General features: G+C 72.9%; 10 protein-coding genes. 4 read left to right on the forward strand and 6 right to left on the reverse strand.

Annotation, left to right across the window (positions count from 1 at the left end; all coding sequences use genetic code 11):
* Nucleotides 1-277 precede the first annotated feature (277 nt).
* A complete protein-coding gene (locus ABZZ79_RS13095; RefSeq protein ID WP_356689002.1) occupies nucleotides 278-1036 on the reverse strand; it encodes a hypothetical protein in 759 nt (252 codons plus the stop codon).
* Between the two features lie 66 nt (nucleotides 1037-1102).
* On the opposite strand from ABZZ79_RS13095, the gene ABZZ79_RS13100 reads away from it, so the two are divergent.
* Entirely contained in the window at nucleotides 1103-1888 is a 786-nt protein-coding gene (locus tag ABZZ79_RS13100) for an adenosylcobinamide-GDP ribazoletransferase (RefSeq protein WP_356689003.1), read from the forward strand.
* A 275-nt stretch (nucleotides 1889-2163) separates the two neighbouring features.
* On the opposite strand, the gene ABZZ79_RS13105 is transcribed toward ABZZ79_RS13100, so the two are convergent.
* From ABZZ79_RS13105 to ABZZ79_RS13125, 5 genes are all read right to left on the reverse strand, one after another.
* Nucleotides 2164-2952 carry an endo alpha-1,4 polygalactosaminidase gene (locus tag ABZZ79_RS13105; RefSeq protein WP_356689004.1) on the reverse strand — a complete coding sequence of 263 codons (789 nt, stop codon included), beginning with the start codon at nucleotides 2950-2952 and terminating at the stop codon, nucleotides 2164-2166.
* Nucleotides 2949-3596, reverse strand: coding sequence for a spherulation-specific family 4 protein (locus ABZZ79_RS13110; RefSeq protein ID WP_356689005.1), 648 nt, complete (start codon nucleotides 3594-3596; stop codon nucleotides 2949-2951). The genes ABZZ79_RS13105 and ABZZ79_RS13110 overlap by 4 nt, the downstream gene beginning before the upstream one ends.
* Nucleotides 3597-3642: 46 nt before the next feature.
* The gene (locus tag ABZZ79_RS13115; protein ID WP_356689161.1) at nucleotides 3643-5151 is read right to left on the reverse strand and encodes a hypothetical protein; all 1509 of its coding nucleotides are present in this window, start codon (nucleotides 5149-5151) and stop codon (nucleotides 3643-3645) included.
* A gap of 5 nt (nucleotides 5152-5156) precedes the next feature.
* On the reverse strand, nucleotides 5157-6677 hold the full coding sequence (gene pelF / locus ABZZ79_RS13120; RefSeq protein ID WP_356689006.1) for a GT4 family glycosyltransferase PelF: 1521 nt from the start codon (nucleotides 6675-6677) through the stop codon (nucleotides 5157-5159).
* A gap of 321 nt (nucleotides 6678-6998) precedes the next feature.
* Complete coding sequence (locus ABZZ79_RS13125) at nucleotides 6999-8996, reverse strand: hypothetical protein (protein WP_356689007.1); 1998 nt, start codon at nucleotides 8994-8996, stop codon at nucleotides 6999-7001.
* Between the two features lie 412 nt (nucleotides 8997-9408).
* Here ABZZ79_RS13125 and ABZZ79_RS13130 point away from each other — a divergent pair, with 412 nt between their 5' ends.
* The 3 genes from ABZZ79_RS13130 (at nucleotide 9409) to sucB (ending at nucleotide 14484) form a co-directional block, all read left to right on the forward strand.
* A complete protein-coding gene (locus ABZZ79_RS13130) occupies nucleotides 9409-10947 on the forward strand; it encodes a leucyl aminopeptidase (protein WP_356689008.1) in 1539 nt (512 codons plus the stop codon).
* Between the two features lie 305 nt (nucleotides 10948-11252).
* A complete protein-coding gene (gene lpdA, locus ABZZ79_RS13135) occupies nucleotides 11253-12641 on the forward strand; it encodes a dihydrolipoyl dehydrogenase (RefSeq protein ID WP_356689009.1) in 1389 nt (462 codons plus the stop codon).
* A gap of 58 nt (nucleotides 12642-12699) precedes the next feature.
* On the forward strand, nucleotides 12700-14484 hold the full coding sequence (gene sucB, locus ABZZ79_RS13140) for a 2-oxoglutarate dehydrogenase, E2 component, dihydrolipoamide succinyltransferase (RefSeq protein WP_356689010.1): 1785 nt from the start codon (nucleotides 12700-12702) through the stop codon (nucleotides 14482-14484).
* Nucleotides 14485-14634: the final 150 nt, after the last annotated feature.

The raw sequence follows: 14634 nt of genomic DNA on the forward strand, positions 1-14634 counted from the left end.
CTCGGGCGGCAGCGCGCCTGGGGGTACGGCCTCGTCCGGCGGGCCGGTGCCCTGCGCGCGGCCGATCCGCTGTATCTCGCGGTTCGGCCTCGCCGAGATCTGCCTGGGCCGTTCCCGCACGCGCGCCCTCGCCCACGCCGCCGCCCTCGCGGACGCGCTGTGCGCCGGCGCGCCCTCGCCCACGCCGCCGCCCTCGCGGACGCGCTGTGCGCCCGGATCGGCTCGCGCTCGGCCGGCGGGCGCCGCGCGGCTGCGTCAGCGGGGGCGTCCGGCTGCGTCAGCGGGCGTCCGGCTGCGGCGTGCGGTCGGGCGCGCCGCCGATCAGGTCCTGGAGCCGGCGCGCGGGGCGCGCCCAGCGCCGGTCGTGGTGATAGGCGCGCAGGATGGCGCGGGCCCGGGTGCGCGGGCGTCGGGCGTAGAAGCGGCGGTACCACGAGGAGCCGGGGCGGGCCAGGCGGAGCGCGGCGAAGACGGCGACGAACGGGACGATCACCCCGAAGATCGCCATCCTGAACTTGCCTTTGACGAGGGCGATGAGAGCGATCAGGAAGTTCACGCCGATGGTCAGCAGGACGGTGCCGCGGTTCTGGAGTTCGTCCTCGTTCAGGCCGTTGACGCCGAAGGGCGAGAAGCCCAGCAGCATCAGGCCGCCCAGGGCTGCGGTGAGCACCACGACCTCCACGCTCTTTCGTCCGGCCTCGGTCCAGTACACGTCGTCGAGGTGCAGGATCAGCGCGAACTCGTCGAGGACCAGGCCCGCGCCGACGCCGAAGACGATCGCCGCGAGCCCCGAGCCGAAGCCGCGTGTGCCGCCGGCGACCGCCGCGAACCCGCCGACGACCGTGAGGACGACACCGGGCACGACGTGGTGGATGTGCACGCCGCCCGCCTTGACGTTGCCGAACGGGCCCCGGCCCGCGCGGATCAGGCGGGTGATCAGCCTGGTGATCAGGAAGGTGCCGATGAAGGCCGTGAGGGCGAGCAGCAGGGGCAGCTTGCCGGGTTCGATGATGTTGCGTTGCAGCCAGTCACCCATGACCGCAGTCTGCGCCGGGACGGGCGCGGCCGCCTGTCCGGTTACGCCGTCGCGTAGCCTTCCGGCGTGTCCTCCATACCCGCTGCTCACGGCCTTCGCTTCGCCTTCGGCACGCTGTCCGTGCTGCCCGTGAACGTCACCCGTTGGGACCGCGGCGCGGCGCGGGGCGGAATGCTGTGCGCTCCGGTGGTCGGGGCGGTGCTGGGGCTGGGCGCCGGGCTGGCCGGGCTGGTCCTGCTGCTGCTCGGGGCCGGGCCGCTGCTGGCCGCGGTGGCGTCCGTGGCGGTGCCCGCCGTGCTCACCCGGGGGCTGCACCTGGACGGGGTCGCGGACACCGCGGACGGACTGGGCAGCGGCAGACCCGCCGAGGACGCGCTGCGGATCATGAAGCAGTCGGACATCGGGCCGTTCGGGGTGCTCACCCTCGTCTTCGTGCTGCTGGCCCAGGTCGCCGCGCTGGCGGAGGTCTACTCGGGGTCGTGGGTGCGGGGTGCGTTCGCTGCCGTCGTGTCCGGCGTCGCCGCCCGGCTCGCGCTGACGCTGGCCGCGCGGGCGGGGGTGCCGGCGGCTCGGCCCGAGGGGTTGGGGGCGGCGGTTGCGGGGGTCGTGCCTGTGCGGGTCACCTACGGCGTTGTGGCCGGGGTGGGCGTTGGTGTCACGGCCGTCGGGGCGGTGTGCTTCGGGGTGTACGGGGGTGTTCGCTCGGGTCTGGCCGTGCTGCTCGCCCTTGTTGTCGCCGAGGCGTTGCTGCGGCGTTGCATTCGGCGGTTCGGTGGGATTACCGGGGATGTCTTCGGGGGGCTCGCGGAGACTGCTGCGACGGCTTCGCTCGTGGTGCTTGCGCTCGGCTGAGGAGGTGCGCCTCGATGTGGTGTGCCGGGTGCGGCTCCGTCGTGGCCTGTCGCGCAGTTCCCCGCGGCCCCTTGAAGGCGGGGCGATGCCATCACGGCCTCCCGCGCCCACGCGGCCGAGCCGCACATCGGCACAACCCCCTCAAAAGCGTGTCGGTGCCATCACGGCCTGGCGCGCCCACGCGGCGGAACCGCGCACCCGACACAGTCCCGCGCGCCTGAAAGCGGGGGCGGTGGCCTCGCGGGGTGGCGCGTTCATGCGGCTGAACAGGGCTTTCAGCACGCTCTGCGCCATGGCCCCAGGTCGTAGTGCTTCAGCATCGAGCTGAGGCCCAGCTTTCGGGCCTTCGGGCAGAAGTCGGCGGTCGGCAGCTCGTACTCCACGTGGAAGACGGCCTTGCGGGCGGCGATGAACGGGGTGAGCGTCTCGCACTCGCCGTACCGGGCGCACTGCTCGTTGACCGCGAAGTCGAACTCCCCCACCAGCTCGGGGATCTGGTCGAGGTCGTTCTTCAGGCCGACGGCGAGGCCCCGGTCGTGGGCCATTCGGGCGATCAGACGGTTGTAGCGGAGCTGGTCGGCGGCGGTGAGGGGGAAGCCGGTGTCGTTGACGTGGCCGTCCATGTTGTCCGGCTCCACCGCGTCGAAGCCCTTCTCGCGGCACATGTCGAGCCGGACCGCCATCAGGGGTTCGAGGACGTCGGTGCGGCGGATGTCGAGCCAGCGCTCGCCGTCCCAGCCGTTGCCGCGGCCGAGCACCTCGCGCGGGAAGTCGCCGGCGTCCGGCCGCCAGTCCTCCCAGGCACCGGTGGACAGGTAGCAGATCACCTTGCGGCCGTCGTCGTGCAGGCCCGCGACGGTGTCGGCGTCGTGGTCGAAACCGTCGATGTCGTACACCGGCACGTCCACCGTGGTGTCCAGGCGGCCGCTGAGCTGCCACTGCCAGGTGAGGCCGGGGCGCGGCTGCCAGCGCGGTGCGGGCGGTGCGCCCTCGGCTTCGTCGGGGGCCGAGGTGCAGCCCGCCAGCAGGAGCAGCAGGGCGGCCAGCAGGAGGGGGCGTCTCACCGGGTGGGCTCCAGGGCGTGCGGCAACGTACCCCAAGGATGATCGCCCGCTCCCGGCACCGCACAGTGCAGGTCGGCGCCCCGCACCCGGACGGCGCCGGTCGCGTTGACGCCCGCCGGGACGCCGTACACCAGATGGCAGACCAGCGTCCCGGGGCCGTACGAGGGGGCGGGCGGCGGGGTGCGGTAGGCGTCCCAGGTGCCCTCGAAGGTGACCAGGACGTCTGCCGTGCGGGCGTACGACGGGTCGGGCGGGGTGCCGTGGTTGAGGACGAGGGTGGTGCAGCCGGCGGACCAGGCCGCCGCCGCCAGGCGGCGGTAGTACGGCAGGGCCGCCGGGTCGGCCGCGGCCTGGTCGAGGAAGGCCCCGTCGGCGCCGTACCAGGCGTGGTGGCGGGCCAGGTCGGCGGCGACCTCCTCGTGCGGGCGGCGGCCGTAGTCGGTGTCGGCGTAGCCGAGGACGCGGACCCCGGCGGCCTTCAGCCGGGCCGCGGTCGCGGCGAAGGCCGCGTCCGGATGCTCGCCGGGGCCGTCGGCGGGGTTGAGGACGACGCCGTAGAGGCGGGGCGCGGCGGCCACGATCGCGGCCCATTCGGCGGGGCGGACGTCGGGGTGCTCGTAGTACGGGACCAGCAGGGTGTTCATCGGCGGGCTGACGCCCCTCCCAACGGGATGTGCGGTTCGAGGGTGGTCATCGGTGGGCCGACGCCCTGCCCAGCAGCGCGCAGGCGAGGGCCGTCTGGGTGAGGGCGGCCAGGCCGTACACCACCGGGCCCGTCCACGGCGGCCCGCCGGTGCGGGTGAGCAGGAGCAGGGTCTGGGCGAGGGCGGCCGCGCAGGACACCGCGGCGGCGCCGGCGATCGCGCCGAAGGACTGGAGCAGCAGCCCGGTCCACACCACGACCCCGAGCAGCAGCAGCCCGGTCAGCCGGGCCGCGTCCGGGTCCGGGGAGCGCGGCCACAGGGCGGCGGTGGCCAGGGCGAGGGCGAGGAGGGTGGCGAGGTAGCCGGTGAGGCAGCGGGCGACCATCAGGGCGGTGGCCCGGCGGAAGGCGCTCGGGGTGCCGGCGGAGCGCAGCCCGGCGAGGCTGCCGCTGCGGAAGCGGTGCAGCAGCCACTCGCCGGGGCCCATGCTCAGGGTGAGCGCGACGGCCGCGGGGGCCTGCACCGCGCCGGTCGCCCCGCCGTCGAGGATGTCCCCGAGGGCGGCGTACAGCACCAGCACGCCGCTGCCGAGGCCGAACACGGCGTAGGGCACGGAGGCCGACAGCCGGGGGCCCGTCGTCGACGGTCCGCCGGTGCGTCGTGGCTTGTCGCGCTCGCGCGGCGGTGGCCGCACATCGCGTTCGGCCCCGCGCCCCTTCGGGGCGCTCATGACGGGCACCACTTCCACCAGGGCCAGGGTCGCCACCACCGTCAGTGAGCCCAGCAGCAGAGCCACTCCCACCGTGTTCGGCAGAGGGTGGATCGAGGCCAGAACAGCTCCCGCCGTCATCGGCGACAAAGCCGCCAGCAGGGCCTGTTCGCGGCCCATGACCAGCAGGACGGTGGCGGCGCCCAGGTAGCAGGACTGTCCGGCGGCGAAGGCCGGCGCGCCGGGGTCGGTGGGGCCCGCGACGGCGAGCGCGGTGAGCGCGCCGAGCAGGGCTCCGACGGGCGCGCCGACGAGCAGACAGCGGCGGGCGGCCGTGCGGTCGCCGAGGCCGAGCCAGGAGTAGGCGCGGTGGGACAGGCCCTGGTTCCAGGCCCAGCCGGTGAGGGCGCCCGCGAGCAGCGGGACCGTGCCGTGCGGCAGGCCGAGTCCGTCGCGGGGGCCGGCGAGCAGGGGGGCGCCGAGGACGTAGGCGAGGCCGGGCAGGGCGAAGACGACACCACGGATCAGACAGCCGAGCAGTCCGGTCCGCCAGGGGTCGTGGACAGGCCCGCCGGGGTCGGGGTGGCGGCGGCCGACACGGTCGTAGAGCTCCTCGGCGAGCGCGAAGGAGCTCTTGACGCCGTACGTCTCGCGGATGCGGTCGTCGGACATGCCGTCGGACTCCAGCAGCGCGGCGATCTCGTCCGGGTGGACGGCCGCGGCGACGAAGTCCTCCAGGCGGTCGGCGAGTTCGTCGACCGGGTCGGACTCGGCCCAGCCGTGGATGCGCTGGCGAGGGACGGTGGGCAGCGTGTCGGGGCGGGCGCCTGGCGGCAGCCAGACCATGCCGCTCACCAGCCGGCTCCTTCCGTGGCGACGGCCGCGTACCAGGGGTCGCGCAGTTCCAGGGCCCAGTCGGCGACGGTCTCGACGGTCGGCTCGTAGGTCTCGGGCAGCCCGGCGAGTTCCTGGTAGATGGTGCGGAAGTTCTCCACGCAGCGGCGCAGGGTGAACCGGTCGATGACCCGCTGGCGGGACAACTCGGCCAGCCGGAGCCGCCGTTCGTCGTCCTTGAGCAGGGTGAGGGCCGCCGCCGCCATCTTCTCCGGTTCACGCGGGGGGACGACGAGACCGGTGTCGCCGACGGCCTCGCGCACTCCGCCGACGTCGGTGGAGACGGTCGTACGGCCGCAGGACATGGCCTCGATGATGGAGAACGGGAAGCCCTCGGAGATCGAGGACAGCATGACCACGTGTCCGGCGGCGTAGGCGCGCCGGACCTCGGTGATACGGCCCTCGAAGGTGAGGCCGTCGGTGACGCCGAGCTCGGCGGCGAGCTTCTCCAGCCGGGTGGCGTACGCCTCGCCGCCGGGCGGGACCGGGCCGAACAGGCGCAGCCGGGTCGCCGGCAGCTCGGCGCGGACCATCGCGTAGGCGCGGACGAGTGTCTCCAGGTCCTTGATGGGGTCGACGCGGCCGCACCAGGTGAGGGTGGGCACCTCGGGTTCGGGTCCGGCGTGCGGGAAGGCGGTGGGGTCGACGCCGTTGTAGACCGTGCGGATACGGTCGGGATCGGCGCCGCCGCGCTCCTCCCAGCGGCGGTTGTACTGGTTGCACGGGGTGATCAGGTCGGCGGAGCGGTAGCCGTACGAGTTCAGCGCCCGGTAGAAGCCGAGCATGAACGCCTTGACCGGCCAGCGCTGGGCGTCCTTGCGGTAGCCGAGGTAGCGCTCGCGCAGATAGATGCCGTGCTCGGTGAGCAGGAACGGTACGCCGTCCAGGGCGCGGGCGGCGAGCGCGGGCAGGGTGGCCAGGCCGCTGCTGACGGCGTGGTTGACGGAGTCCCGCGGGACGCGCACGCCGAGCGGGCGCAGGGCGTGTTCCAGCAGGTCGGTCGCGGTGAGCGCGTCGTGCACGGTGGGCCGGGCGGCCGCGGTCGGCAGATGCGGCATGTTCCAGATCCACATCAGTGAGCGCAGCGCCGACTCGGTGCGCAGGGCCGCCGACAGGCGTCCGTCGCGGGCGAACCGGGCCAGTTCGGTGAGCGCCTCGCCGAAGTCGCAGCGGGAGTCGGGGTCGAGGAAGGACAGCAGCAGCCGCTCGTAGGCGTCGGTGAAGCGGCGGCGCGCCTTGCCGTGCGGGGCGCGGGCGCGGCCGGGGCGCGGTCCCCAGGTGGGGACGGTGGTGTGCCGGCGGACGTTGGGCGGCAGGTCCCAGGTGACGGGTTCGCGACCGGTGCCGGTGAGGGAGACGATGTGGAAGTCGACCTCCGGCATGCCTTTGACGAGTTGGTCGCACCAGGTGCTGACGCCGCCGTGGACATGCGGGTAGGTGCCTTCGGTGAGCATGGTGACGTGACGGCCTGAGCGCATCGCTGCGCTTCCCCCCCTGTGTATGCGGATGATGTGCGGGGCCTGCTTCCCCGGGCCCCGGCTGCGGTGTGTCGTGGGCTGGTCGCGCCCGTGCGGCGGTAGCCGCAGACTCCGCGCTGCCCCGCGCCCCCTTCTTCTGCGGATGATGTGCGGGGAACTGCTGCCCGTCCGCCGACTGCCGGTCCGTTCGGGCTGGTCGCGCCCACGCGGCTGTAGCCGCGGATTCAGTACAGCCCCGCGCCCCTCTACTGGTCGCCCCCACGCGGCTGTAGCCGCGGATTGGTACAGCCCCGCGCCCTTTCAGAGGAAGGGCGTTCCCCCTCAAGGCAGTTTCAGCGTCACCGCCGACTGGAGCAGCTCCGGTGTCGTCCAGGCCGAGCGCTGGCCCGCGTACGGGGTGCCGAACGCGGTGGTGCCCAGGAGGAGTTGCTTTCTAGTGCCCTCGGGTGTCGTCACCGGCACCTGGACGCCCGAGGGCGCCGTGACGGTGACGGTCCTGCCGACGCGGTACGCGGTGACGCGGCCCTGGGCGAGGGCGGCCTGCCAGGCGTCGCGGCGCTTGAGCTCGGTGCCGATGGCGCTCTGGCGGAGGTTCTCCAGCGGGGTGCTGTCGGCGAACAGGGCCCGGTAGTCGGCGAGCACCTTGTCCATGACCGGGTACAGGATGCGGTCCTCGGCCAGGTTGGACTGGTGCGCGTAGTGCGGCCGCGGGTCGTTGGCGAGGACGTGCCCGAGGGCGGTGCGGGCCTCCTGCGGGACGATGTGGCTGTCGTAGCCGGTGGCCGGGTCCAGCGGGGCCGGCAGGCAGGTGGAGGTCGGGTTGTTCTCGCAGATGCCGCCGCCCCCGTCGGCGGCTGAGGTGTAGATCCAGTTGTACTCGTCGGCCATCTCGGCCTCGGTGCCCGTGTTGTAGTACACGTTCATCGGATGGCGCGGCACGGTCTGGGCGGCTCCGACGGTCCGCTGCGCGGGCTCGCGGGAGTTGTCGGAGGCGATCCACTTCACCCCGTTGTCGGCGAGGGCGCCGGCCAGGCCGGGGTTGTCGTCGGGCTGCTGCGGCAGGGTCCGCAGACCGGAGTGTTCGCCGGTGACCAGCTCGGTGCGGTCGACGGGCAGGCCCTTGAGTGCGGCCCAGTCGTTGTTGTCGCGGATCTGGGCGGAGATCTCGGAGCGGCTCATGTACCGGGTCGAGCCGTCGGCGTTCTTCGCGCACGTCCACGGCACGGTCGAGGTGTCCTGGACGCAGCCGAGGAAGGGGTGCGTGTAGGTGTGGTTGATCCAGCGGTACTGCGCCCGGTCGGCGACCAGCCGGTCGGCGAGCGGGTCGGTGCCGCCGTGCTCGGCCTTCCACTCCTCGCCGGAGCCCGCGTTGTAGACCATGTCCATCGTGAAGCCGCGCTCGCGCTGCCACTGCGCGGCGTAGGCGGCGTCCTCGGCCGTCATCCGGATCGACCCGGTGTCCTCGCCGCCTCCGCCGGGGCAGTCGATGTCGCCCGGCGTGCAGTTGAGCGTGGTGTCCCAGCGGGCGTCGGGCGCGAAGACGTCGTCCACGTGCACGGCGAAGTGGTTGCGGTCGCGGCCCAGGTGGACGCCGTCGGTGAGCCACTCCACGATGCCGCGGGCCAGCAGCCGGAAGTGCCGCTGGTACTGGTTGTAGGCGAAGGTGACGACCAGTTCGCGGCGCCCGTCGTGCGCGTACTCGCCGACCAGGCTGCCGCGGCCGGTGCCGTCGGGCACCGGGATGTCGACGTAGGAGGTGTAGCCGGGGCGCGGGCGGGCGACGTAGCCGTAGCTCTCCTGGACGCCGGGGTCGTTGTCGTCGAAGGCGAAGGCGCCGTCGAGGTAGCCGAAGCGGCCCGCCCCGCCGGCGGTGGTGACGGCGGCCTCGCGGCCGTCGAGGAGGCCGGCCCAGCCGCCCTCGCTGGTGTAGTCGAGGCCGACACCCGGGTGCGCCCAGGTGTAGGCGTCGACCTGCGGGATGCCGTACGTCCGCTCGTAGCTCTCCAGCGCGCTCTGCTCGGCCGAACCGGCCCCGAAGGGCGCCTCGTTGGGCAGCACCACGCCCTGGAAGCGCGCGCGGGGCGTGCCGTTCACGGTGTCGGCGAGGAAGGCCGCGGTGACGGCCGGGCGGTTCGGGTCCGTCAGGTCGACGGTGGTGTACGGGATGCCCGTGCTCGTCAGCTGGGCGGCGATCGCCCGGACCGCGGAGTCGCCGTTGTCGACGACGAGCACCCTGAGGTCGACGCGTGGTGTCGTGGCCGCCGACGCCTCGGGCGCCGCCACCCCCACGGCCAGCAGGCCGGTGACCCCCAGGGCCATGGCGGTGTTTCTCCATCTGTGCGCTCTGTGCGCCATCGGTGGTCCTCCCCCAGGATCCGCGCAGCGCCGATCACGCCTCGGATCCGTGGAAATCACGCAAAGCGGCAACAGGGCCGCTTCGCCGAACGCGAAGAGTGTGACTCAGTTCACCGGGTGTGAGGATCGGGAAATAACCATGACGCCACTCGCAGGTGAACGACCGGAGGAATGAGCGATTGCACACACGCGCGTAGGCTCGTCCCAGGCATGCGCCGCAGCGGTGCGCACCCCGGAGGGGGCATGGGCCTCCCCCCGGATCAGTGGACCCGGTAGGAGCACCATGTCCGTCCGGATCTAGGGTCGGCTGTCGGGCCCGGCCGACCCACACCGTTCGGCCACAGCAACTTCACATCGGAAGCGAGATTTCACCACCGTGACTGCTCTCACTCTCAGCACGTCCGCGGCGCCCACCCTGCGGGCCGACGCGATCGTGATCGGTGTCGCCAAGGGCGCCAAGGGGCCTGTCGTCGCCCCCGGCGCCGAGGCCGTCGACCAGGCGTACGACGGCAAGCTCGCCGGTGTCCTGGAGACGCTCGGTGCCTCCGGCGCCGAGGGCGAGGTGACCAAGCTGCCCGCCCCGGCCGGGTTCAAGACCCCGCTGCTGGTGGCCGTCGGCCTGGGCTCCGCGCCGGAGAAGGACGCCGAGTACGGCTCCGAGGCGCTGCGCCGCGCGGCCGGTGCCGCCGCCCGCGCCCTGACCGGTATCAAGAAGGCCGGCTTCGCCCTGCCGCTCGCCGACGCCGGCGACGCGGGCGTGATCGCGGAGGGCGCGCTGATGGGCGCGTACTCCTTCGACGCGTACAAGGACCAGGGCCGTCAGGCAGAAGGCGCCGCCAAGGCGAAGAACGGCAAGGCGCCGCTGGCGGAGATCGCCCTGCTGGGCGGCAAGCCGCGTGACAAGGCCCACAAGGCCGCTGTCGACCGCGCCACGGCGGTCGTCGAGGAGCTCAACCGGGCCCGCGACCTGATCAACACCCCGCCGAACGACCTCAACCCGGAGGGCTTCGCCGCGATCGCCACGGCGGCGGGCAAGGCGCACGGCATCAAGGTGCAGGTGCTCGACGAGAAGGCGCTCACCAAGGGCGGCTACGGCGGCATCCTCGGCGTCGGCGCCGGCTCGGCGTCGGCCCCGCGCCTGGTGAAGCTGTCGTACACCTCCTCCAAGGCCACGAAGCACCTCGCCCTGGTCGGCAAGGGCATCACCTACGACTCGGGCGGCATCTCGCTGAAGCCGGCCGGTCACAACGAGACCATGAAGTGCGACATGAGCGGCGCGGCCGCCGTGTTCGCCGCAGTCGTCGCGGTCGCCCGGCTCGGCCTGGAGGTGAACGTCACCGCGTGGCTGGCGCTCGCCGAGAACATGCCGTCGGGTTCGGCGACCCGGCCCGGTGACGTGCTGCGCATGTACAGCGGCAAGACGGTGGAGGTGCTCAACACCGACGCCGAGGGCCGGCTGGTGCTGGCCGACGCGCTGTGGGCGGCCTCGCAGGAGAAGCCGGACGCGATCGTGGACGTGGCCACGCTGACCGGCGCGATGGTGCTGGCGCTCGGCAACCGCACGTTCGGTGTCATGGCCAACGACGACGCGTTCCGCTCCGCGCTCGTGGAGGCGGCCGAGGAGGTCGGCGAGCAGTCGTGGCCGATGCCGCTGCCGGAGCACCTGCGCAAGGGCATGGACTCGCCGGTCGCCGACATCGCGAACATGGGCGAGCGGATGGGCGGCGGCCTGGTCGCCGGTCTGTTCCTGCGGGAGTTCGTGGGCGAGGGGATCACCTGGGCGCACCTGGACATCGCGGGTCCGGCCTTCAACGAGGGCGGGCCGTTCGGCTACACGCCGAAGGGCGGCACCGGCTCCTCGGTGCGCACGCTGATCCGCCTGGCCGAGCTGACCGCCGCGGGTGACCTGGGCTGACGCCCTCTCGACGGGACCTCGCGTGCGGGTAGTGCGAGGTCCCGTCGCCGCGTGGTCCGGGGCTCACCGCCGCACCGCCGACGGCGGCCGGTTTGTGGTGATCAGCACGGTTACGCGGCCCCCCAGGTGACTCAACGTGCTACGTCTCACACAGCGGCCCCGCGTCTCGTTCGGTTCGGACAAGTGCGAAGATGGGGCACGGCAGGACAGGGCCCCCACCAAAGGGCCGAAGAACGAGCGGCCGGACACCAGCCGCCGACCGGTCGCTGGAGACCGGCGTGGCGCACATGCATGGAGGACGTGACGTGGCGAACGACGCCAGCACCGTTTTCGACCTAGTGATCCTCGGCGGTGGTAGCGGTGGGTACGCCGCGGCCCTGCGCGGGGCGCAGCTGGGCCTGGACGTCGCCCTGATCGAGAAGGACAAGGTCGGCGGCACCTGCCTGCACCGGGGTTGCATCCCCACCAAGGCCCTGCTGCACGCGGGCGAGATCGCCGACCAGGCTCGCGAGAGCGCGCAGTTCGGTGTCAAGGCCACCTTCGAGGGCATCGACATCGCGGGTGTGCACAAGTACAAGGACGAGGTCGTCTCGGGCCTGTACAAGGGTCTGCAGGGTCTGGTCGCCTCCCGCAAGGTGACCTACATCGAGGGCGAGGGCCGGCTGTCCTCCCCGACCTCCGTCGATGTGAACGGCCAGCGCGTCCAGGGCCGTCACGTCCTGCTGTCGACCGGCTCCGTGCCGAAGTCGCTGCCGGGCCTGGAGATCGACGGCAACCGGATCATCTCCTCCGACCACGCCCTCGTCCTGGACCGCGTGCCGCAGTCCGCGATCATCCTGGGCGGCGGTGTCATCGGCGTCGAGTTCGCCTCGGCGTGGAAGTCCTTCGGCGCGGACGTCACGGTCATCGAGGGCCTCAAGCACCTCGTCCCGGTCGAGGACGAGAACTCCTCCAAGCTTCTTGAGCGCGCGTTCCGCAAGCGCGGCATCAAGTTCAACCTGGGCACCTTCTTCTCGAAGGCCGAGTACACCCAGAACGGTGTCAAGGTCACCCTCGCCGACGGCAAGGAGTTCGAGGCCGAGGTCCTGCTGGTCGCCGTCGGCCGCGGCCCGGTCTCGCAGGGCCTGGGCTACGAGGAGCAGGGCGTCGCGATGGACCGCGGCTACGTCCTGGTCGACGAGTACATGCGCACCAACGTCCCGACGATCTCGGCCGTCGGTGACCTGGTCCCGACCCTTCAGCTCGCGCACGTCGGCTTCGCCGAGGGCATCCTGGTGGCGGAGCGGCTGGCGGGTCTGAAGACCGTCCCGATCGACTACGACGGTGTCCCGCGGGTGACGTACTGCCACCCGGAGGTCGCCTCCGTCGGCATCACCGAGGCCAAGGCCAAGGAGATCTACGGCGCGGACAAGGTCGTCGCTCTGAAGTACAACCTCGCGGGCAACGGCAAGAGCAAGATCCTGAAGACCGCGGGCGAGATCAAGCTCGTCCAGGTCAAGGACGGTGCCGTGGTCGGCGTCCACATGGTCGGTGACCGTATGGGCGAGCAGGTCGGCGAGGCCCAGCTGATCTACAACTGGGAGGCGCTGCCGGCCGAGGTCGCCCAGCTCATCCACGCCCACCCGACGCAGAACGAGGCGCTCGGCGAGGCCCACCTGGCGCTGGCGGGCAAGCCGCTGCACGCGCACGACTGATCAGCCCTCGGGCGCGACGACACAGACTTCCGCAAATTCGTAAGGAGCAACAGAAACCATGGCGGTTTCCGTAACCCTTCCGGCGCTCGGCGAGAGCGTCACCGAGGGCACCGTCACCCGCTGGCTGAAGGCCGAGGGTGAGCGCGTCGAGGCCGACGAGCCGCTGCTCGAGGTCTCCACCGACAAGGTCGACACCGAGATCCCGGCCCCGGCCTCCGGTGTCCTCGCCTCCATCAAGGTCGCCGAGGACGAGACCGTCGAGGTGGGCGCCGAGCTGGCGATCATCGACGACGGCACGGGCGCCCCCGCGGCCGCCCCGGCCCCGGCCGCCGCCGAGGCCCCCGCCCCGGCCTACGAGCCCGAGCCGGCCCCGGCCGCCCAGCCCTCCACCGAGCAGGCCGCCCCGGCCCCGGCGCCCAGCGCCGAGGCCACCGCGGGCGCCGGCTCCGCCCAGGGCACCGACGTGGTCCTGCCCGCGCTCGGCGAGTCCGTCACCGAGGGCACCGTCACCCGCTGGCTGAAGGCCGTGGGCGACTCCGTCGAGGCCGACGAGCCGCTGCTCGAGGTCTCCACCGACAAGGTCGACACCGAGATCCCGGCCCCGGCCTCCGGCGTGCTGCTGGAGATCGTGGTCGGCGAGGACGAGACCGCCGAGGTCGGCGCCAAGCTGGCCGTCATCGGCGCCCCGGGTGCCGCTCCGGCCGCCGCCCCGGCCCCGGCCGCCCCGGCTCCCGCAGCTGCCCCGGCTCCGGCCCCGGCCCCCGCCGCTCCGGCCGCGCCCGCCGCTGCCGCCCCGGCTGCTCCGGTGGCCCCGGCCGCCCCCGCGCCGGCTCCGGCTCCGGCTCCGGCCGCCCCGGCTCCGGTCACCCCGGTCGCGGCGCCCGCCGCGCAGCCCACCGACGAGGGTGCCTACGTCACCCCGCTGGTGCGCAAGCTCGCCGCCGAGAACGGCGTCGACCTGGGCTCCGTCAAGGGCACCGGCGTCGGCGGCCGTATCCGCAAGCAGGACGTCCTCGCCGCCGCCGAGGCCGCGAAGGCCGCCGCCGCTCCGGCTCCCGCCGCTGCTGTGGCTGCCGAAGGCCCCGCCGCCGCCCGCAAGGCCCCGGCGCCGGAGGTCTCCCCGCTGCGCGGCCAGACCGTCAAGATGACCCGCATCCGCAAGGTCATCGGCGACAACATGGTCAAGGCGCTCCAGGAGATGGCCCAGCTGTCGTCGGTCGTCGAGGTCGACGTCACGCGCCTGATGAAGCTGCGCGGCAGGGCGAAGGACTCCTTCGCCGCTCGTGAGGGCGTCAAGCTCTCCCCGATGCCGTTCTTCGTCAAGGCCGCCGCCCAGGCGCTGAAGGCCCACCCGGTCATCAACGCCAGGATCAACGAGTCCGAGGGGACCATCACCTACCACGACACCGAGAACGTCGGTATCGCGGTGGACTCCGAGAAGGGCCTGATGACCCCGGTCATCAAGCACGCGGGCGACCTCAACATCGCCGGCATCGCCAAGGCCACGGCGGAGCTCGCGGGCAAGGTCCGCGCCAACAAGATCACGCCCGACGAACTGTCCGGCGCGACCTTCACCATCTCCAACACCGGTTCGCGCGGTGCCCTGTTCGACACGATCATCGTGCCGCCGGGCCAGGTCGCGATCCTCGGCATCGGCGCGACGGTCAAGCGTCCCGCCGTGATCGAGACGGAGGAGGGCACGGTCATCGGCGTCCGCGACATGACGTACCTGACCCTCTCCTACGACCACCGCCTGGTGGACGGCGCCGACGCCGCCCGCTACCTGACCGCCGTCAAGGCGATCCTGGAGGCGGGCGAGTTCGAGGTGGAGCTCGGCCTGTAAGGGCCGGTACGGCACCGCCTCCGCTTGACGATCGATGCCCTCGCCCCTCGCAAAGGGGGGCGGGGGCATCGCCGTCGTTTACAGACAGCACCACCGACCCGCCCAAGGGGCGCGAGGCCGTATCAACACGCGGCTCCGCCACGCGAACGC

The sequence above is a fragment of the Streptomyces sp. NPDC006458 genome (assembly GCF_040612135.1).
Taxonomy (GTDB): domain Bacteria; phylum Actinomycetota; class Actinomycetes; order Streptomycetales; family Streptomycetaceae; genus Streptomyces.